Source organism: Paenibacillus sp. 2TAB26, assembly GCF_052115145.1.
In the GTDB taxonomy this organism is placed as follows: domain Bacteria; phylum Bacillota; class Bacilli; order Paenibacillales; family Paenibacillaceae; genus Pristimantibacillus.
On sequence record NZ_JBFRGC010000044.1, the window covers coordinates 1 to 17,828 of the forward strand.

Annotated in this window: 25 protein-coding genes; 5 read left to right on the forward strand and 20 right to left on the reverse strand. The window is 40.2% G+C overall.

Going from position 1 to position 17,828, the window contains the following annotated elements:
- A partial coding sequence (locus AB4Z50_RS33235) for an IS3 family transposase (RefSeq protein WP_441878013.1) occupies positions 1-102 on the forward strand: 102 nt, incomplete at its 5' end.
- Positions 103-325: 223 nt separating this feature from the next.
- Here AB4Z50_RS33235 and AB4Z50_RS33240 read toward each other — a convergent pair.
- The 15 genes from AB4Z50_RS33240 to AB4Z50_RS33310 form a co-directional block, all read right to left on the reverse strand.
- Positions 326-1,411 carry a sensor histidine kinase gene (locus tag AB4Z50_RS33240; protein ID WP_441886196.1) on the reverse strand — a complete coding sequence of 362 codons (1,086 nt, stop codon included), beginning with the start codon at positions 1,409-1,411 and terminating at the stop codon, positions 326-328.
- Complete coding sequence (locus tag AB4Z50_RS33245) at positions 1,408-2,100, reverse strand: response regulator transcription factor (protein WP_441886199.1); 693 nt, start codon at positions 2,098-2,100, stop codon at positions 1,408-1,410. The genes AB4Z50_RS33240 and AB4Z50_RS33245 overlap by 4 nt, the downstream gene beginning before the upstream one ends.
- Complete coding sequence (locus AB4Z50_RS33250) at positions 2,097-2,729, reverse strand: nitrite reductase (RefSeq protein WP_441886202.1); 633 nt, start codon at positions 2,727-2,729, stop codon at positions 2,097-2,099. Before AB4Z50_RS33250 ends, AB4Z50_RS33245 begins: the two co-directional genes overlap by 4 nt.
- 214 nt (positions 2,730-2,943) lie before the next feature.
- Positions 2,944-4,086 (reverse strand): serine hydrolase domain-containing protein, encoded by a 1,143-nt coding sequence (locus tag AB4Z50_RS33255; protein ID WP_441886205.1) that lies wholly within the window; start codon positions 4,084-4,086, stop codon positions 2,944-2,946.
- Positions 4,087-4,243: 157 nt separating this feature from the next.
- Positions 4,244-4,792, reverse strand: coding sequence for a GrpB family protein (locus AB4Z50_RS33260; protein WP_441886208.1), 549 nt, complete (start codon positions 4,790-4,792; stop codon positions 4,244-4,246).
- Entirely contained in the window at positions 4,792-5,322 is a 531-nt protein-coding gene (locus AB4Z50_RS33265) for a DUF6886 family protein (RefSeq protein ID WP_441886211.1), read from the reverse strand. The genes AB4Z50_RS33260 and AB4Z50_RS33265 overlap by 1 nt, the downstream gene beginning before the upstream one ends.
- 142 nt (positions 5,323-5,464) lie before the next feature.
- Positions 5,465-5,824 (reverse strand): rhodanese-like domain-containing protein, encoded by a 360-nt coding sequence (locus tag AB4Z50_RS33270; protein ID WP_441886214.1) that lies wholly within the window; start codon positions 5,822-5,824, stop codon positions 5,465-5,467.
- Positions 5,825-5,864: 40 nt separating this feature from the next.
- On the reverse strand, positions 5,865-6,656 hold the full coding sequence (locus AB4Z50_RS33275; protein WP_076265959.1) for a sulfite exporter TauE/SafE family protein: 792 nt from the start codon (positions 6,654-6,656) through the stop codon (positions 5,865-5,867).
- A gap of 296 nt (positions 6,657-6,952) precedes the next feature.
- Positions 6,953-7,516 (reverse strand): manganese efflux pump MntP, encoded by a 564-nt coding sequence (locus AB4Z50_RS33280; RefSeq protein WP_441886218.1) that lies wholly within the window; start codon positions 7,514-7,516, stop codon positions 6,953-6,955.
- 71 nt (positions 7,517-7,587) lie between these two features.
- Positions 7,588-7,854, reverse strand: coding sequence for a metal-sensitive transcriptional regulator (locus AB4Z50_RS33285; RefSeq protein WP_441886221.1), 267 nt, complete (start codon positions 7,852-7,854; stop codon positions 7,588-7,590).
- Between the two features lie 75 nt (positions 7,855-7,929).
- The gene (locus tag AB4Z50_RS33290; protein ID WP_339209355.1) at positions 7,930-8,412 is read right to left on the reverse strand and encodes a DsrE/DsrF/DrsH-like family protein; all 483 of its coding nucleotides are present in this window, start codon (positions 8,410-8,412) and stop codon (positions 7,930-7,932) included.
- A 30-nt stretch (positions 8,413-8,442) separates the two neighbouring features.
- Positions 8,443-8,670 carry a sulfurtransferase TusA family protein gene (locus AB4Z50_RS33295; protein ID WP_441886225.1) on the reverse strand — a complete coding sequence of 76 codons (228 nt, stop codon included), beginning with the start codon at positions 8,668-8,670 and terminating at the stop codon, positions 8,443-8,445.
- Between the two features lie 15 nt (positions 8,671-8,685).
- Positions 8,686-9,810, reverse strand: coding sequence for an MBL fold metallo-hydrolase (locus AB4Z50_RS33300; RefSeq protein ID WP_441886347.1), 1,125 nt, complete (start codon positions 9,808-9,810; stop codon positions 8,686-8,688).
- A 61-nt stretch (positions 9,811-9,871) separates the two neighbouring features.
- The gene (locus AB4Z50_RS33305) at positions 9,872-10,450 is read right to left on the reverse strand and encodes a sulfurtransferase TusA family protein (RefSeq protein WP_441886350.1); all 579 of its coding nucleotides are present in this window, start codon (positions 10,448-10,450) and stop codon (positions 9,872-9,874) included.
- A 191-nt stretch (positions 10,451-10,641) separates the two neighbouring features.
- On the reverse strand, positions 10,642-10,800 hold the full coding sequence (locus AB4Z50_RS33310) for a hypothetical protein (RefSeq protein ID WP_441886228.1): 159 nt from the start codon (positions 10,798-10,800) through the stop codon (positions 10,642-10,644).
- A gap of 147 nt (positions 10,801-10,947) precedes the next feature.
- Here AB4Z50_RS33310 and AB4Z50_RS33315 point away from each other — a divergent pair, with 147 nt between their 5' ends.
- Positions 10,948-11,127 (forward strand): hypothetical protein, encoded by a 180-nt coding sequence (locus AB4Z50_RS33315; RefSeq protein WP_441886231.1) that lies wholly within the window; start codon positions 10,948-10,950, stop codon positions 11,125-11,127.
- A gap of 32 nt (positions 11,128-11,159) precedes the next feature.
- On the opposite strand, the gene AB4Z50_RS33320 is transcribed toward AB4Z50_RS33315, so the two are convergent.
- The 3 genes from AB4Z50_RS33320 to AB4Z50_RS33330 all read right to left on the reverse strand — a co-directional run bounded on the left by AB4Z50_RS33320 (position 11,160) and on the right by AB4Z50_RS33330 (position 13,690).
- Positions 11,160-11,801, reverse strand: coding sequence for a Bax inhibitor-1/YccA family protein (locus AB4Z50_RS33320; protein WP_441886234.1), 642 nt, complete (start codon positions 11,799-11,801; stop codon positions 11,160-11,162).
- Positions 11,802-11,872: 71 nt separating this feature from the next.
- Positions 11,873-12,685: a GNAT family N-acetyltransferase gene (locus AB4Z50_RS33325; RefSeq protein WP_441886237.1), complete on the reverse strand. Its 813-nt coding sequence runs from the start codon at positions 12,683-12,685 to the stop codon at positions 11,873-11,875.
- Positions 12,686-12,739: 54 nt separating this feature from the next.
- Complete coding sequence (locus AB4Z50_RS33330; protein WP_076266131.1) at positions 12,740-13,690, reverse strand: helix-turn-helix transcriptional regulator; 951 nt, start codon at positions 13,688-13,690, stop codon at positions 12,740-12,742.
- 158 nt (positions 13,691-13,848) lie between these two features.
- Between AB4Z50_RS33330 and modA the strand changes: the two genes are divergently transcribed.
- Positions 13,849-14,691, forward strand: coding sequence for a molybdate ABC transporter substrate-binding protein (modA, locus tag AB4Z50_RS33335; RefSeq protein WP_441886240.1), 843 nt, complete (start codon positions 13,849-13,851; stop codon positions 14,689-14,691).
- Positions 14,692-14,776: 85 nt separating this feature from the next.
- Here modA and AB4Z50_RS33340 read toward each other — a convergent pair whose 3' ends face one another.
- The gene (locus AB4Z50_RS33340; protein WP_441886243.1) at positions 14,777-15,220 is read right to left on the reverse strand and encodes a TerB family tellurite resistance protein; all 444 of its coding nucleotides are present in this window, start codon (positions 15,218-15,220) and stop codon (positions 14,777-14,779) included.
- 116 nt (positions 15,221-15,336) lie between these two features.
- Between AB4Z50_RS33340 and AB4Z50_RS33345 the strand changes: the two genes are divergently transcribed.
- A complete protein-coding gene (locus AB4Z50_RS33345; RefSeq protein WP_441886246.1) occupies positions 15,337-16,239 on the forward strand; it encodes a YihY/virulence factor BrkB family protein in 903 nt (300 codons plus the stop codon).
- A 99-nt stretch (positions 16,240-16,338) separates the two neighbouring features.
- On the forward strand, positions 16,339-17,163 hold the full coding sequence (locus AB4Z50_RS33350; RefSeq protein ID WP_441886249.1) for an alpha/beta fold hydrolase: 825 nt from the start codon (positions 16,339-16,341) through the stop codon (positions 17,161-17,163).
- Positions 17,164-17,285: 122 nt separating this feature from the next.
- On the opposite strand, the gene AB4Z50_RS33355 is transcribed toward AB4Z50_RS33350, so the two are convergent.
- Positions 17,286-17,795 (reverse strand): hypothetical protein, encoded by a 510-nt coding sequence (locus tag AB4Z50_RS33355; protein ID WP_441886252.1) that lies wholly within the window; start codon positions 17,793-17,795, stop codon positions 17,286-17,288.
- Positions 17,796-17,828: the final 33 nt, after the last annotated feature.

Sequence of the window (17,828 nt, forward strand, 5' to 3'; positions counted from 1 at the left end):
GAACAGACCGTTCGAGACTACATCACTTACTATAACGCAATTCGTATTCAAACGAAACTAAAGAACCAGTCGCCGATTGATTACAGGCGACTGGCCGTTTAAACTTGAAGGTGTTTTGATCCCTGTCTCACAAATGGGGGTCAGTCCCCTTCGACAGTACGTGTTTTTTAGCTATTCATTTATAAAAGTTTTCACTCGGTTCAGTATCAGGTTAGCAAAAGCCTCTGCAATTTATTGTCTTGTGAAGTAAGCCTTGGCTTGAATTGTTTGACTCCAATAGCAGTATGATGTTTTCATCATCTACAAATAGACTCATTATTTAGTCTTAATTAACTGTATTCGGTAAATACACATGAAATAAAGTCCCTTCATCACTTTCAGCCCAAATTTGTCCTCCGTGACGTTCGACAAGCGTTTTCGTAATAGCAAGACCTAAGCCCCCGCCTCCAGATTTCCGGTTCCGTGATTTTTCCACACGATAGAAACGTTCGAATACATGCGCGAGCTGCTCAGTTGGTATTCCGATTCCAGTATCCTTGACGGTTATTTGAACACCTTGTTGAACTAATTTCCCATATACCGATACCTTTCCACCATTAGAAGTAAACTTTAGAGCATTCGATAATAAATTCGTCCACATTTGAATGAGTCGGTATTCATCAGCATGGATAGTCATTTCAGGGATGAAACCTCTTTCCAAAATAATTCCTTTGTCTGAAAAGGAGGGCTTCATCAGATCTATAACTTGTTCTATAGATTTTGTTAGTGGAACATCTATTAAGGTTATCTGCTGTGCTGTAGAAGTAAGTGTTTGCAGTTCTTCCAAATCATTAACCATTTGGACTAAACGGTGAATTTCTTCTCTGCATGATTGAATGCGTTCAGGTGTAGCTTCCCAAATCCCATCTTGAATCGCTGATAAAAAACTATTTAATGTCGTTAAAGGTGTGCGAAGCTCATGAGCAATATTTTCGGTCATCGTTACCCGTAATTGTTCTTGCTGTTCAAGCTGTTCAGCTAAATGATTGATAGAGGCGGCCAGTTGATCGACTTCATCTTTTGGAGTGCCTTTTAAAGGAAGACGAGCATCTCGTTTTCCTCTTGCCATAACGAGTGTTATATTCTTCATTTTAACTAAAGGAGAGGAAATTTTTTTAGCGATGTAAATGCTCATAATAAGCGTAATAATGAGTGCTCCGCCTACTGTCAGTCCAATGGATTGAAGAATGGCTTGCTCTAAATGTGAATTTAACGACTCTGTGTTATCGTGGCTGCCTTGCGCTATCTCTTCACCATAAAGCTGGAAATGATGATGAGTGGCTGTAGCTAAAGCAATGGAAGCAATGATTAAGATGGCTGTTGTATAAAAGATAAGAAGAATACTAATCCGATAGGATAGTGTTTTTTTCATTTGCCTCCTCCATGAAAGCGATAGCCGGCACCAAAAACCGTCTGAATGAACATTGGATTTTTAGCATCCTCCTCTATTTTTTGCCGTAAATTTTTGACATGTTGATCAATTGTACGAGCATCCCCTTCAAAATCGATTCCCATCACCATATCAATTAATTGTTCGCGGGAAAGTGTTCTTTCAGCATTTCTAGCCATAGCAACAAGCAGTTTATATTCATTGGGTGTTAAATTTATGGGTTCTTGATTGATGTAAACCTGTTTAGCTTGGCTATCCAAACTTAATCGTCCATTACCGTATTCCAAACGATCAGCGAGAAGCTCATGATGATTGGTACGCCGCAGGACGGAACGAACTCTAGCCAACAATTCATGGGGATCAAATGGTTTCACGATATAATCGTCAGCTCCAGCAGATAACCCTTGGATGCGATGATTTAGAGAAGCTTTAGCCGTAAGCATAATGATGGGTACCGGATTAGTTCTTCGTATTTGTCTGCACAGCAGCTCTCCATTAATGTCAGGGAGCATCAAGTCAAGAATGATTAAATCAAAGGGCTGCTTATCGATTTCATGCATCGCACTTTGGCCATCACTAGCTTCACATGCACGATAACCAGCCTTGTTTAGATAAGCGATTATAACCTCTCTAATTTTATTTTCATCCTCAATAACTAAAATTTTACTCATGGTTGCTCATTCCATTTCAATGTTTTTAGTTCGTCTAGAGAAATTCGATTAATAAATTTGCTGAACTTTTCCTTTCCTTTAGCATGTTCTTTATAATAGTTAATGAGATTAAATATTGATGGTATTAACTGATCTTCCGATAAACCTGAAAGTAAAAGCTGGGCAAAGGAAGGTTTTATTCCCTTTGGCTCTCCGCCGACATAAACGTCAAACACATTCCGCATTTTTACAACCCCAATATCTTTTAATAAAGGTTCACTTGTACCTAATGCGCAACCTGCATAACCGACTTTCATTGGCGTTGGTGTTCCGATTCCCGCGATTGCTTCGTTTAATTTAATGGCAATATCTAAGCCGGCATCCTGGGCTCCTTTGCAAAAGTTGCATGCAATCAAGCTTTTTGTCGTAAAGCCTGAAGGATTAACCTCGAGGCCGACTGCTCGTAATTGTTCGGTTATTTCATTTTGTTGATCTAACGGTATTTCCACATAAAGCTGCTTAAAAGGTGTCATCTCTATATTTGCATCTGTGTCAATAAGTGAACCTATGGTTACCAGTTGATGAGGTGTAAACAGGCTGCCTCCAACCTGAATGGCTGGTGAGACTGCGATTTTTATTTTATCATACATTTGGCATCTCTCCTTTACATCATAACCATTATAATATACCCCCTAAGGGTATGTAGGTCAAGAGTTTTTACTATACCCGGGTTAAGTATCTATAATTGTCTTCATGATGTCATTGCAACAGTTTAATTGTCTGCACAAAAAAAAGAGCGAGCCGAATAGTCGACTCACTCTTTATAAATATTACTAATGGCTGCATTCAAGTTTCATGCTTATTCTAAACCAAACTTGACCATATCATTTGTTTTGTACCAAGTACCGATTCCGGTATCCATGAGTAAATGGAAGGCACCATGAGTACAACAACGAGCTTCTCAACCGGGTCCACAAAAAATCCGGTTCTTCCTGAACCCTCCAGCTGGTAGGTGCCTACTGATTCATATGAAAGATGATGAATAGCTAAATCTAAACCAAGAGCATGGCCTTTATCTTTGATTTTACCTCCCCAATGATAGGCGGGAACGTTAAACAGATGTCGGCGAGTCATCAGATCTACTGACTTTCTGCCAAGGATACGCTGACCTTCAAAGGTTCCGCCATTCAACAGCATTTGTCCGAATTTCCACATATCAAATAGTGTTGAATAAAGTCCACTATCCGAACGAGGCGGCATAGGTGAACCGTCATTTTCTCTGCTTAACCTTTCGATATCCATCCGATCTACACTGCATACTTCAGAGTGCAGATGCTCAGGCACATCAAAAAAAGTACGTGTCATTTGGAGTGGTTCGATAATGTTCTCCGTAATGTAGTCCTCATACTGCTTACCAGATACTCTTGAGACGATCTCGCCCAGCAGAGCGAAGCCCACCGTAGAATAATTATAGGCATCCCCGGGTTGGCAAACGAGCGGGCCTTGCAGCACTTTTCGAATCCAATGATCCATGCCGCTAGCCCCCCACCATTCTCTAGGATAGGGCTCATTGTAATATCCGGTGACTGGCAAAATACCAGACGTATGCGTTAATAAGTGGAACAAGGTGATATCTTTATGTACAGGATTATTGAATTCTTCCAAAATGTTGGACACAGGCAGATCGATATAAAGCTTACCGTCCTCTATGAGCTTCATGATCGCAACACTTGTGAATGCTTTCGTTATGGATGACATTTTACGCAAGGAATCCGGCTGCAGTTCACCTTGTTCAGTGGAGCCATGCAGTCGACCCATTGATTTCCATGCGGCGATCTTTCCTTCTCGTGCAACGAGAAAACTGGCTGCTTGAATTTTTTGCTGTGCGATCAGATTCAGAAAGTGATTATCCAGCTTATTTAATTGATGTGAGCTGAGTCCAACCTCTTCGGGCACAACATCCAAGTGGCCCTCTGTTATTTTCCACTCGCTTAGCAATTCATTCATCTGTCACGATCCCCTTCCATTAATTAGGAACAATGAATCTATACTACACGAGCCGCTCTAATTTCGTCCATAAGGATGTAAAGACTGCCGTTAATATTATAAAAAATTGTTCGTTTGTATCAAGTTCAGGGCTGCTTTCCATTCGTATGGTTTCTCATCAATGATCCTTTGTTTTCGTGAGCTTTACCCTTTTTAATATTTCATTTATAAAATCAGTTTTACCTGCTGTATAACCGGACCGATCTTGAGCGTGCAAAGCCAATTCCTTTTTTAACTGTTCATACGCAATGACAGCCTCGGGATGCTCCCTAAGATAATCGCGGAATGCCAAATGTCTTGCTAATTCTTCGCTATCACGATTGCACACGTACAAGTGATGCTCCATCCATTTTCCACGCTGTTTATGCCAAGGAACCGACATATCTTTTCTGCCAAAGGCCTCTCTTCCTTCAAAACTCCATTCTTGTTGATGGAAATAACCAATCTTCTCAAGCCCTTGGATGATCAGAGGCAGCATACTATAATCTTCAATGACGATATCTATATCCAAGATGGGCTTAGCACCAAGTCCTTTAACAGAGGTGCTTCCTACATGTTCAACTGACCTAATGAATTGCCCAACTTCAGCTTCGATAGTAGATCGTATTTCACAAAATTCGTGCTCCCAAAGAGGATTATAGTTTTCAATCTCAACTATTGTACTCATCATACTGATTCCTTCCTCTGCGCGGCAAAACCCATTCTGCACATCGACCAATTAAAGCTTGTGGTTGCAATTTTATCATTCAAATCCCACAAATTATCGATCATGCGAACCTCGACATTTCTGCGTATGAGTTCTCCAAACAAATCATGAACAATTATTTTATTGATAGGGATCTGTGTTTTTTCGCTCACATAGTAACCAGCACTTTTATCTGCGCCATAGAAATCAGTCGTATCGAATTCATATAAATACAACGTGGTTTGCCTCATGATTTCAAACCATTTATGCTCAATCGCAATAACATGGTCCAACGAATTTGAGCTTAAATAAAGTTTTTTATGCTCATCTGTGGTCGTTTCATGACTATGATAAGTTACTCTAGGACAATTGCGAGGTGTTAGGAAATTCGGCAAGCATTGTTCATTTATTGCCCATACCAACCCTTTGCTTTGATCCATATCCACTCGAGAAGGTATTCGAGGTTCAAAAAGTGTAATATCACTTTCTTCGCTCACATGAAATAATCTCAAATGATCCCTGCTTTCTGATATAAAATTGTTGTGCACGAACAGCATTATTTTCAACATACGAGGAGATTGTACCATAATCTGGTTTAGAGTGGACGCAAAAAAACCGCGATATACGCGGTTCATCAGTCACTTGAAAAGTTATCTATGCACATTGTTGGTTTCGTACAGTAAACAGCTGGCTGAAACCATGTTTTTTAAGGATTTTCGCAGCCTTTTTACTTTTATAGAAACTGTCCGACAAAATTAAGACAGAATCATTTGGTGCAAGCTCTTTGTTCCACAAATAAGGGAGCCGACCAATTGATATATTAATCGAACCATCCACATGACATTTCTCATAGTCAGTTGAATCGCGGACATCGAGTATTTTGCTGCTGTCAGGTATAACGCCTTTTTCATTTAGCGCTTTTTCGTCGACATAAGTTAAATTTTTTAGGGGTGAGAATCTTCTATAAATGAACCACATTACGAATAAACCAGTTAGAGCAATTAAAATCAACATATCCTAACCTCCCCAATCCGTTTAATAAGGTACGCATATTCTATTGCAATATGGATGACCACACTTTAATCGCTGTAAAAATGAGTAATACAACAAGCCCATATCGCAAATATTTCACGTTTATTTTAGAGCTGATTCTAGATCCAATTGGAGCACCGATCAGGCTGCCCAATACAACAAATACAGTTGGCCATATCGGAATGGAACCAGCGGATAGCTTGCCGATTACGCCGCCAATTGCCGACACAAATACGATCGCTAATGATGAGGCAATGGTTGTCCTTGTCGGAATTTTTAAGACCGTCAACATTATTGGGATTAGAATAAAAGCACCACCTGCTCCAACAACTCCTGACACAATGCCAACAATGAAAGCAGACGTTACCGCAATGAGCTTATTAAAAGTGATTTCATTTATATTTAATTGTTGTTTTCCCCGGTTTGGAACGAGCATTAAAACAACAGCAATAACCGATAATGTTCCGTATATAATATTAATGGCATCTTCATTAAGAAATCGTGATCCGAATCCGCCTATTAAACTGCCCATTAATATACTGCTGCCCATATAAACAACAAGACCTTTATGAATGACTGCTGTTTGATTGCTTTTTTGACGGAAAGCGATAATCCCAGCTAACGAAGCGAAGAAAACTTGAAACATGCTGATGGATGCAACTTCTTTTGCCGTAAACTGCGCTAAGCCAAGACTGGATGGAACATATAATAAAAGGGGAAAATTTATTATGGCCCCGCCTATGCCAAGTAATCCCGAAAAAAAGGAACCAACAAAACCGAGCAGCGTCATGATGATGTAAAGGATAATGTCCATAAAAACTCTCCTTGTTGGAATGCAATAAGTAAGGTATAATTAAAACCAAGTAACTTCATGTGAAATGAGGTATTTATGAAATGAAAAGTATATTCAAAAAAATATTTGAAGATAAATGCCCGACCTGCAATGAACCCTTGCTGTCAATCAATGAAAGCTTGTCCAGCACCAAGTATTGTGAGCATGGACATTACAAAGAAGAAAATTACAGCTCCCTAGGTGTAAGAATTATATATGACGTCTTAGAATAAGCGAACACGCTCTACCGTGTTCGCTTATTTTTTGTTATCGGTCAGTTACAAAAAAATCTCCAAAAGGCCTATTACAATGAGTATCATACCGCCGATGAGAGTAGAATATTTACCTAACCATGTTCTAGCAATCTCATGTCCAATCCGCAATCCGATAGCAACGGTTATTAGTGAAAATATACCAACTGAAATTGCAGTCATTATCGGTGACGCACCACTAACACCTGCTCCAAATCCTGTAGCGATACAATTTAATGATAAAGCAAAACCTAATGAGATCGTTTCCTGCCAAGTAATAGATCTTTCCGAATCACTTGTCTCACGTAATGGACTTGTTGCAACCCTTGTCCTCTGTTTAGGCAATATGCTCCAAAGACCTAGAAGTATGATGACAGAACCACCAATTAAATCTGCATGCTTTTGACTCATAAAACCAGATATAAGGTGACCCATTGTTATGGCTAAATATGCTGCAGCCATGGCCAATATGGCAATAAACAAGTTTGAGACAATTGGAATTTTTGTTGATCGTGTGCCAAAGGATACACCAATTCCTAAATTATCAATATTAGAAGCCAGTCCAATGAGAATGATTGAAATTAAATGCATAACTATACCTCCTCTACCATCCATTCTACTAAGTAGAGTATGCTAGAGAAGGTTATTAAGCTTGTGTTCTTTTACCGACTTTTCACGAGCAGCTCAATCGCTTCTTTAACCAGCTTATTCGCATCGCCACCAGCAGACTGTTCTTCAATAATACATTGATGAAGGTTTTCCGCAACAATTTGGGCCATTGCTTTATCTGCTGCATTACGTACTGCTGACAGCTGGCTTACTACGTCCTTGCAAGATTGCTGTTCATCCATCAATCTCAATACGCCTCGAACCTGACCCTCTATTCTTCTTAGTCGTGTTTTTATTTCATCGGTATAAACATATGCCATGTTCTTAACCTCCCATTCGATAACGTGTACATGTATGGGTATATTATAAACCAAAAAAGAGTATCATTTCATTGATTATATAAATAAATTCACTTTTGCATCGGTGGCGTCGCCTAAGTAACCGGCTACACCAGCAAGTTGAATATCATCAATCAGCTCTTCACGCTGCAAACCAAGAAGATCCATTGTCATTGTACACGCAACAAGCTTAACCCCTTGCTCCTGCGCAAGTTCAATGAGCTGCGGCAGTGATAACGCATTATGTTTCTTCATAACATGCTTAATCATTTTAGGTCCCATGCCGCCAAAATTCATTTTGGATAAGCCTAGTTTTTGCGGTCCTCTTGGCATCATCCAGCCAAAGGCTTTTTCAAGAAGCCCTTTTTTGGTATGGATTGCTTCATCCTTGCGCAAAGCATTTAGTCCCCAAAAGGTGAAAAATATAGTTACCTCGTGATCATAAGCAGCTGCTCCATTTGCAATAATAAAAGCAGCTATCGCTTTATCAAGTTCCCCGCTGAAGAGGACTATCGTTGTTTTTTCAGTTACTGCTTCCATTTATGTTCTCCTCTCCATAATAAAATTCAGTTAAATTTTTTTCACAAGAAATGTGAACACGCCGTTTTCTTCCGTATGCTGCACGAGTTCATGATTTGTTTTTCTAATCCAAGCCGTAAAATCATTTAAAGAACCTTTATCGGTTGATAATACCTCCATAAATTGTCCAGGCTTCAATCCATCCAGTGCTTTTTTTGCTTTTACGATTGGCATCGGGCAAGCCAGCCCTTTGGTATTAACGATTAGATCAGCTTTCATTATTCATTTCCTCCTTTAATTATCGTGAACGGCACAACGATTGGGGCCGATTTCCATTTCGCGCTGCTCTTCTTCGTCAGGTGTGATTTTCCCCATATTCGTTTGGCGTATTTCTTGGTAAGCGTTCGGATGCTGCGGCAGATTGTTGGTCACCATGCTGCGAAACGCAGCTTCATCCGATATTTGCAAGCCTGTATTGTTTTTATATACATCGGATAAAACAGCGGCTACCCGCACATCTTCTCCAAGCTCCGAGAACTTGCCGAAGTGTGCTGGAAGTACAATTAAATCCTGAGACAAATCCGGATAACGACTATATAACGTTTGGCGAAGATCACCAACCCAATCTTCAGCGAGTCCAGCCAAATCTGGTCGTCCAATGGATTCAATAAATAAAATGTCACCAGTTAGTAAATACTGATCATCTACTATAAACGATGTACTGCCGATCGTATGACCAGGTGAATAAATGGGTTGTATTTTTAAAGTGGTATTGCCTACCTCAATATCGTGACCGTTCTCAAGTTTCGCGTATTCAAATGTGACTTCTGCAGCATCTTTTGGAGGAAGCCAGTACGTTGCAGATTGTTGTTCTGCAAGCTTACGGCCGCCCGAGATATGATCCGCATGAAGATGGGTATCTAACGTATGCATAATGCGATACCCATTGTCCTTCGCAAATTGCTCCAACACATTCGTCATTCTAGGGGCATCTACGACAGCAGCTTCACCGTCTGATACGATCATGTAGGACAAGCAGCCTTTACCCATTCGTACAAACTGAAAAATAGTACCGCCTTGGCGCAAATCGCCAATTTTTACGGGCTCCAAATGCTCGCTCCACGACTTCATCCCACCCTGCAAGTAATAAACATTAGACCTGCCTGCTGCCACGAGCAACTCTCCAACAAATATAGAAGAACCTTCTTTGGCGCATACAACCAGCACTTTTTTGTCTAATGGAATTTGTTCGATTATCTCCTCTACTCCCTCTAGCAGTTCAAAGTAAGGAATATTGAGAACCTCTATTCGACTTCCTTCGATTTTCCAATTCGCAAAGTCGCTTTCACTACGTACATCAAGGATGAAGAGATCTTCTTTTTTGCTTAAAATAAGTTTTGCTAGCTGCCCGGCACTCATTTCATTTAACTGGTTTGATGAACTCATGGTGTATTCCTCCTACTATGATGAGTGAGTGGTATTACTGTACATCATTCTCTAGTGGTCCTTCCCATTCGGACATACCTGGCAAGACATTGTACACAAGTTTGAACCCTTTATCAGCTAATAGCTGGCAAGCGATATCGCTGCGGGTGCCAGTGCGGCACACGATATAAAGCTCCTGATCAGGATCGAGTTCACTCGTTCGAATATCAAGCTCTCCTAACGGAATTGATTTGGCTCCAGGGATGTGGTTAAAAACATACTCTGCAGACTCACGTACATCTAAAATCATCATGTTCTCATTTGAAATAAGCTTCTTCTTCAAATCTCCGTTGTTCATTGTCTTCAAATATTTGATTTCTTCTTTTATTTCATTCGGGTTGGATTTTCTAAGGTAATGCTTCAATACCTCGCCCTCCACAAGCGTACCCAAGTATTGATGCCCCGCATTTCTGCTCCACCCTTGGATGTCTGCCAAAGATCCTTTGTCCGTGGCAACTACTTCAATGACTTGTCCAGAAAGAAGCTCATTCATTGCTTTTTTCGTCTTGATGATGGGCATAGGACAAGCCAAGCCTTTGCAATCTATTGTTTTGTCTGCTTGAATGTGATTCATCATTTCTTGAACCTCCTTTGCGTTTATTAATAAATCATTCGAATAACATACCCATGGGGGTATCGAGAAAGGCGAAAAAATGACGCCGTACATATACCCCTATGGGTATAAGGCGTTGATAAAAATATACATGTTTTAAATGCAGATGTCAACGTGGCATCACAAAAAAAAGACCGCCATTCAGCGGTCTCTTAGTAATCTCTTTCTTTATCCCTTTTTCTTCTTTCCTGATCTCTCTTCAAGGCACGCCTCAATTCATCTTTGTTTCGATTTCTTCTAGGCAGCTTTCCGTTTATTTCAAATAATAAAATAACAATCATCGTTAGCAGTAAAACGATTATAAACCCCATCTCTTTCCTCCTAGGATAAAGTTATACTGGGCATTGCTCTGAACATTAAAAGGTGAAATAAACAATGAAAGATCTACTCTTTTTACCAACGGACTCAGATCGCATAATGAAAGCATAAGCATTGATTGGTAAGAGGAGGAATGGATCATGTTGTTTCATAACTATGTAGCAGAAAGTTTATGGAGGGATCAGCAGCAAGCTTTGGATAAGCGAATTCGTAGAGGGGATTTTATTGATTATGATATCAAAGCAGCTTCACCCGATAAATCAATTATTAAAAGATGGTTATCAACACGTAAAAAAAAAGGGGTTAATCCTCAAGTATGAAGATTAACCTTATTGGCAATTAGGACGAACGATTAATCATCCAGCAAGGATTTCACAAAACGTAGGGCGAACAAAATGATATTAACCAAATCAAGATAAATATTAACGATCATCAGTGGAATATCTTTGTCTTCAAAACCTTCCTTGGACATACGGCTAAAGTCATAAAGTGTATAACCGATGAAAATGAGTAATCCAAAGCCGGCATAAATGGTTTCCATCATCCCTCCGAAAGGGAAAATAAATTGCATAAGACCGATAACGATGAGCCCAATTAATGATGCGAACAAAAACCCGCCGAGAAAGCGAAAATCTTCTTTGGAGTATGTAGCGTAGATCGCAAGGCCTGCATAAACGAGTACGGCAACAGAAACGGTTTGAATGACGACTGATGTACCCATGGAGGCGATATAATAGCTTAAAGAAAACTGCAAGGTTGCACCAGATACAATCATAAACACATACATCAATGAGTAGCCAATTGCTGTTGATTTACGCAAAAACATGATGGCAATGATTAATCCAATCTCGACAATAAACAGTGGGATTCGTGCGGCGCTAGGAAGCATTGTTCCTATGTACATGCCGCCTACTGAAACAATTAAGGCAAAGAAAAAGGTTAGCATTAATTTTTGCATCGGTTTACCATAACCGCTTGACTGTGTATAGCTCATCTTATTTTCTCCTGTCATCCATATTTATGGATCAATAATAGCATGAAAAGCGTGAATACAAAATGTTCTTTTTATTTTTTCATAATGGATCTCGTCCATGCGATATGTAATCCGGCTCTTTCCATATTATGTTGACTGCTTGATCCGAAGCTAGCCTGTGCTACGACGAGCTCACAGCCTGCAAGATGCGCTTCATGTAGACGCCTGCTTAATAGTGCTGTTTGCAGCCCTTGATTTCTAAATGCAGGGGCAGTAGCCGCTAGAGCACACGAGGCGATTCCATCCTCATTCATATGCATGACACCTACACTAGCAGGTATGTCATTTAAATACGCGAGATAGATTTTCCACCCTTTTCGATTCAGTAAACCAATATTGTTATTAACAAAGTGGTGTTTATCGGACAATGACATGCCTGATCCTAGGCAGTGGATTTCAGCATAATGATCGAACGCCTCCTCTGTAACGACTTCCGAAATCGTGATATGAGGATGCAAAACAGGTTTATCTTCACTTGGCAGTCCATAAAGAACAGAATGAAAGCCATTTTGTCGAAAACCGAGCTCTGCCAATTTCCCGAACAGAGCAGCAGTGCATTGTATAGGATCCAAATCGATCTGAAAGCTTCTGTCTCTTGCTTCATAAAACTTGATAATCTCCTCCAGCTTGTCGCTGTCCTCATCGCCCAAACCTTTTACCGAATTAAAAATGCCCCAAGGCATTGTTTTTATATAGTAAGCTGCAGCTTGGCCATAATGATTAATCTCGACTCCTTCAGGATTGCCTGGTCTCTCCCCTATGGAACTAATTCTTGATGTAAGATATTCCATTTCTGATTGTTGTATTCGTTTAATTAACGTTTCGTTCAAAATGGGAAGTTTCATCTCCATCCATCCTTGCGCATTATAATGGGATTCATCTGAAAGGTGAAATCTGCTTTAACATTCATAAAGAATATTTCCTGTCTGTGATAAGTCATAGCCGGAAATAGCTGCAAGCTCCTGTTGAAATGAAGCGGATTTCAGAATTTCGATAATCAAGTTAATGAGATCGCTATTCCCCGAATTTTTCATAATGACAAGATCATAACGTTCACTAACTAAAGGAATAAAGTCCACTCCAGTTACGATCGCTGCTGCTTTTTCTATCCCAACGCCAACATCTGCCTCGCCACCCGCCACTTTGGCTGCAACGCCTAGATGATTTGTCAGTTCGTCCTCATAGCCGAGAAGCTCGCGTGCCGAAATTTGATGTAATCGAAGCTGTTCATCTAACAATACACGAGCCCCGGAACCTTTTTCTCGATTAATAATACGTAAGTCTGGTTGAGCAAGATCGCTCCATCCTTCTAGGTTTTGTGGATTCCCCTTTTGGACAAATAGCCCAGCTTTCCTAGATAGCAGATTAATAACAACATATGAGGAGCCGACAAGCAGCTTGCGTATGTACGGAATATTATATTCGCCCGTGTCGCCGTCTAACAGATGGGTGCTTACGACATCGGATTGCCCATTGTACATGGAGATCAAACTGTCTAGACTGCCGGCATTAGACCGCAGTGGGCGCAGTGTGTGTGTATATTTCTCAATATGCCTTCCGAGTATGTCCAGGCTGATGTCTTGTCCTGTGATGACAATGGAGCGAGCCCCATGGCTCTGGCGTGCTGTGCTTGCAGCATCTGGTTGAACAATTAAAGCGTCACGCAAGCTTTGCTGGTTCCCCTTTGAGCGCTGCTTATAGGCTTCTAAATCTGAAGCGTCCACTCTCATTTGTTTGCCTACTCGGTATGAGGCCAAATCACCTTTTTTAATGAGATCATAAACGGTTAATTTGGATATTTTGAGCAGCTTAGAGATTTCCTCTGTCGTATAGGAAATATTTTCAGATATGTTGATCACCTCTTAAGGATTGTTTGCAGTAATCATTATTGTAGCATAAACAACGGAAATACTGTGGTGATTCGCTTTACAAATCTATTTCCTTCACCTTATAATCGGAAAATGGATTATATCTATTTATATCTAAACATAACGAAAGAGGGTATTAAATGATTAATTTACTTAAAAAAAGCTATGTTTTATTGTATTTGGTTATGATTATGGTTGTTGTAACGGCGTGTGGTTCGAATCAAGCAAATCAACCAAGCTCCACCAATCAAGCAGAAGCAACAGCAATTAGCACGGAAGCCCCTGCTGAAAATGTTGATTTAACGATTTCGGCAGCTGCAAGTTTAACGGATGCGTTAAAGGAAATTGAAACACAATTCAAAGTAATTCACCCTAATGTGAAACTGAATTTTAACTTTGGCGCTTCAGGCGCTCTTCAGAAGCAGATTGAAAGTGGTGCTCCTGCAGATCTGTTCCTCTCTGCTGCTTCCAAAAACATGAAGTCTCTGGTAGATGCGAAGCTGATAGCTGAGGACAGCCAAACAAACCTTCTATCCAATGGTCTCGTGCTCGTCACTTCAAAAACGTCAAAAACGCAGCTTGCAACGGTTAATGATCTGTTGAACGCTGATGTTAAAACAATTGCAATTGGCATTCCAGAGAGCGTACCTGCTGGAAGTTATACGAAAGAAGCCTTGGAACAAGCGAAGCTATGGGATAGTTTGCAAACGAAGGTTGTTCAAGCGAAGGATGTCCGTCAGGTTCTCCAATATGTTGAAACAGGCAACGCTGATGCGGGTTTTGTTTATAAGACTGACGCCTTAACATCAGATAAAGTCAATATTGTCCTTACTGTTGATCCTGCAACATACACGCCGATCACCTATCCGATTGGTATCGTTACAGCAACAAAGCATCTTCCAGAATCGAAGCAATTTTATGATTATCTTCAAACGGCAGAGGCAATGGCTGTGTTTGAAAAATTCGGTTTTTCGAAGCCATAATGCATGTAAGAAAAAGCAGTACTTAAAAAATCTCTATTCTTCCACTGGGAAGAATAGAGGTTTTTTACTTATGTCTGCAATTTTATTAAGGGTTCAATATAAGCTTAAGGCCTTCAATTTTGAGCTGATCCATACGAATAACCCAGTTTTTAATGGATTCACAAGTTTCTTCGTCTAGATTAAGAAGCTCTTTCATATCCTTTGTTAATTCTTTTTCATCGTCATTGTAGTCGCCGTCAGCGAATATGAGAAGCAGAATTTCTGCGAAAAAGATTTTTTTTACATGATCATCATTAATATTTACTAGTATATCTGCTAACTGCTTTTCGGATGAAAAGCTTATTACGGCTTGCTGCATATCCATCTCTTGCATATACGATTGAAGAAATCCTTGTTCTTTCTTGTGAATGAACCCATCAGCATTTGCTGCAAGATGTGCTAATTCGAGAAATGCTTCTTTTTGCTCCTTGGTTTGTAGAAAATGTAAAAACATAAGGTCCACTCCCTTCATTCGAAAATATTTACTCATACTCTTATTCGACATGATTTGACTATTTCCTACTTGCTGCTTATCTTTTCTATTTCAATAAATGTTTTGTACCCTTCTATTTTGTTTAGTTTTATATCAAAAGGATGGTGGTCTTCATGAAACAAAAATTCAACACGATGCAATTTATAAAATGCTTATACAGCCGTTTTCGTGAGGATGATGTGCCTGCGCTTGGCGCACAGCTGACGTATTATTTGATCTTATCGTTTTTCCCCTTTCTTATATTTATGGTCAGTTTGCTTAGCTTTATCGAAATGTCTGGCGATAGCGTGATCGCAGAGTTTATTCGCCTTCTACCTGCAGATGCAAGTGATACGATTAGCGGAATTCTTGCTGAAGTTGTAGATAACAGCAGCGGAACACTGCTGTCATTCGGTATGATTGCGACCATTTGGTCTGCTTCAAACGGTATTAATGCGATTTTGAAAGGATTGAACAAAGCCTACGATGTTGAGGAAAAGCGGCCGTTTTGGAAGGTACGCGGTATTTCACTGCTATCAACAATTTTTTTAGTCGTCGTTATTGTTTTGGTCATGGTTATGCTTATTTTCGGTAAAGCTATTGGCGAATACTTATTTAAGTGGCTTGATTATCCAAATGGTTTCGAATGGATTTGGAATGTCTTGAAGTATGTCATACCTATTTCCGCAATGACAGGCGCCTTTTCCTTGCTTTATTGGATTGTTCCTAACAGAAGGCTGAGCTTAAAAGAAGCTGTGCCAGGTGCTTTATTTGCAACGTTTGGTTGGATTGCGACTTCACTTGTTTTTCAGTTTTATATGAACAATTTTGGGAACTATTCGAAAACATACGGCAGTCTTGGCGGAGTAATCATCCTGTTGATCTGGCTCTACATTAGCTCTATCCTCATCATGCTTGGCGGTGAAATCAATGCTACGCTCGCATCAGCAAAAAGCATAATTCCACCCAATAACTCAGCTAGACATAGCTTTCGCATTCCGCTTAATCAGAATAAGGATATTAAAACGATAACATAAGTGGTAAATTTGCAGCCTTGTACAGATACTGGGCGATTATTAACCTTAAATGGATTATAGGCATATGCTGAATAATCTGATTTTGAGGAGTAATGCCGCATGTATCAAATTGAACAAAACACGATTAACTACGTATATCCATACTCGGATGTTTACGCAACCAGTGTAAGATTGATGCAGAGCGAACAGCCGCTCACTTTTGTTCTCGTTCATGGCTCCTGGGCGGATGCGAGCTTTTGGAATGGCATCGGTTATGAATTAAGCAAAATGGGCCATACCGTGTTCGCGCCTGAATATCCTGGGCATGGTGCAGACCCTAATAAAAACGTCACTCATGAAATGATAAGTCATTCTGTAGCTGCTTATATTGCGTCAAGAAATCTTCAGCAAATCATACTTGTGGGTCACAGCTTCGGAGGCTCCGTCATCCAAAAGGTTGCAGAGCTCATTCCAGAGAGTATTAGGAGGCTCGTGTTTTTGGATGCTTTTGTATTAAACGACGGTGAAATGGTCGCCGATGAATTCCCAGCCCCTGTAAAAGCTAGTTTCCAGCAGCTTAGGGAAAGCTCGAAGGATGATACGATCATGCTGCCATTTTCGCTGTTTCGTGAAACCTTTGTTAATTTGGCAAGCCTCGGCTTAGCGGAGAAAATGTACAGTATGGTAAGTCCAGAACCAGCAAAACCTTTTTATGAAAAACTCGATCTTAAAGTATTTTATAGCTTGAATATGCCGAAAAGTTATATTTTCTTAACGGAAGATAATGTTCTTCCACAGTACAACAGCGAATATGGGTGGCATCCGCATATGTCCAATCGACTTGGCTTGTTCCGATATATCCAAGGTCATGGCGATCATATGTCAACAGCAAAGACGCATCCTGAGATGCTTGCTCATCGTATCTATGAAGCTGGACGAGATTAAACGGATAATTCATAATGAGGAAATGTTATTCCAAAAGCATCAAGTGAAACATAAAAGCGCGTGCCGATTAACTATCGGCACGCGCTTGTTGTGTTGCTTTCTCTCATAAATGTAAAAGTTATTTAAGGAACGAATTGCTGGACGATGCGTACGATTTCCCCGTTCTTGATCGTCATATGATAAGGAAAGCTCTTCATATCGAAGTCGTCTTCCGTATTGATGAGTTCAATAAACTTTTTAACTGAAATCGGTTCATTCCAAACTATATCTGCTTCATTAATATTGCCTGTTCGATTATAGATTTGCATTAGCACCTCAGCGTTATCGGCTATCAGTAAGTCACGCAATGTTTCATCATCATTCTCAATGTAATATCCATCTGGCGGGGCATCTAGCCCAGAATCCTTTTCACGCTCAAGGAAAATCTTTGTCGCTGCATCACCTTCGTACCAATCGATTTGGTCGATTGATAATGTGTAATGATTATTTTCCCCTTTTGTCATTGCAACGTAGCCAGTTATCATATCCGGTGTTTGTTCTACCGGTGTATATTCACGGCCTCCCGCCGGCGCAAAGCTAAAGGCCGTGAGACAAGCTATCGCAACAGTTGCGATCAATACATATTTTTTCATAGCGCAGACGCTCCTTCTATATGGTATATATTC

Coding starts and splice junctions, on each gene's coding strand:
- AB4Z50_RS33240 (WP_441886196.1), bottom strand. CDS start 1,411: ATGAAAAAAACACTATCCTATCGGATTAGTATTCTTCTTATCTTTTAT.
- AB4Z50_RS33245 (WP_441886199.1), bottom strand. CDS start 2,100: ATGAGTAAAATTTTAGTTATTGAGGATGAAAATAAAATTAGAGAGGTT.
- AB4Z50_RS33250 (WP_441886202.1), bottom strand. CDS start 2,729: ATGTATGATAAAATAAAAATCGCAGTCTCACCAGCCATTCAGGTTGGA.
- AB4Z50_RS33255 (WP_441886205.1), bottom strand. CDS start 4,086: ATGAATGAATTGCTAAGCGAGTGGAAAATAACAGAGGGCCACTTGGAT.
- AB4Z50_RS33260 (WP_441886208.1), bottom strand. CDS start 4,792: ATGAGTACAATAGTTGAGATTGAAAACTATAATCCTCTTTGGGAGCAC.
- AB4Z50_RS33270 (WP_441886214.1), bottom strand. CDS start 5,824: ATGTTGATTTTAATTGCTCTAACTGGTTTATTCGTAATGTGGTTCATT.
- AB4Z50_RS33275 (WP_076265959.1), bottom strand. CDS start 6,656: ATGGACATTATCCTTTACATCATCATGACGCTGCTCGGTTTTGTTGGT.
- AB4Z50_RS33280 (WP_441886218.1), bottom strand. CDS start 7,516: ATGCATTTAATTTCAATCATTCTCATTGGACTGGCTTCTAATATTGAT.
- AB4Z50_RS33285 (WP_441886221.1), bottom strand. CDS start 7,854: ATGGCATATGTTTATACCGATGAAATAAAAACACGACTAAGAAGAATA.
- AB4Z50_RS33290 (WP_339209355.1), bottom strand. CDS start 8,412: ATGGAAGCAGTAACTGAAAAAACAACGATAGTCCTCTTCAGCGGGGAA.
- AB4Z50_RS33295 (WP_441886225.1), bottom strand. CDS start 8,670: ATGAAAGCTGATCTAATCGTTAATACCAAAGGGCTGGCTTGCCCGATG.
- AB4Z50_RS33300 (WP_441886347.1), bottom strand. CDS start 9,810: ATGAGTGCCGGGCAGCTAGCAAAACTTATTTTAAGCAAAAAAGAAGAT.
- AB4Z50_RS33305 (WP_441886350.1), bottom strand. CDS start 10,450: ATGAATCACATTCAAGCAGACAAAACAATAGATTGCAAAGGCTTGGCT.
- AB4Z50_RS33310 (WP_441886228.1), bottom strand. CDS start 10,800: ATGGGGTTTATAATCGTTTTACTGCTAACGATGATTGTTATTTTATTA.
- AB4Z50_RS33315 (WP_441886231.1), top strand. CDS start 10,948: ATGTTGTTTCATAACTATGTAGCAGAAAGTTTATGGAGGGATCAGCAG.
- AB4Z50_RS33320 (WP_441886234.1), bottom strand. CDS start 11,801: ATGAGCTATACACAGTCAAGCGGTTATGGTAAACCGATGCAAAAATTA.
- AB4Z50_RS33325 (WP_441886237.1), bottom strand. CDS start 12,685: ATGAAACTTCCCATTTTGAACGAAACGTTAATTAAACGAATACAACAA.
- modA (WP_441886240.1), top strand. CDS start 13,849: ATGATTAATTTACTTAAAAAAAGCTATGTTTTATTGTATTTGGTTATG.
- AB4Z50_RS33340 (WP_441886243.1), bottom strand. CDS start 15,220: ATGAGTAAATATTTTCGAATGAAGGGAGTGGACCTTATGTTTTTACAT.
- AB4Z50_RS33345 (WP_441886246.1), top strand. CDS start 15,337: ATGAAACAAAAATTCAACACGATGCAATTTATAAAATGCTTATACAGC.
- AB4Z50_RS33350 (WP_441886249.1), top strand. CDS start 16,339: ATGTATCAAATTGAACAAAACACGATTAACTACGTATATCCATACTCG.
- AB4Z50_RS33355 (WP_441886252.1), bottom strand. CDS start 17,795: ATGAAAAAATATGTATTGATCGCAACTGTTGCGATAGCTTGTCTCACG.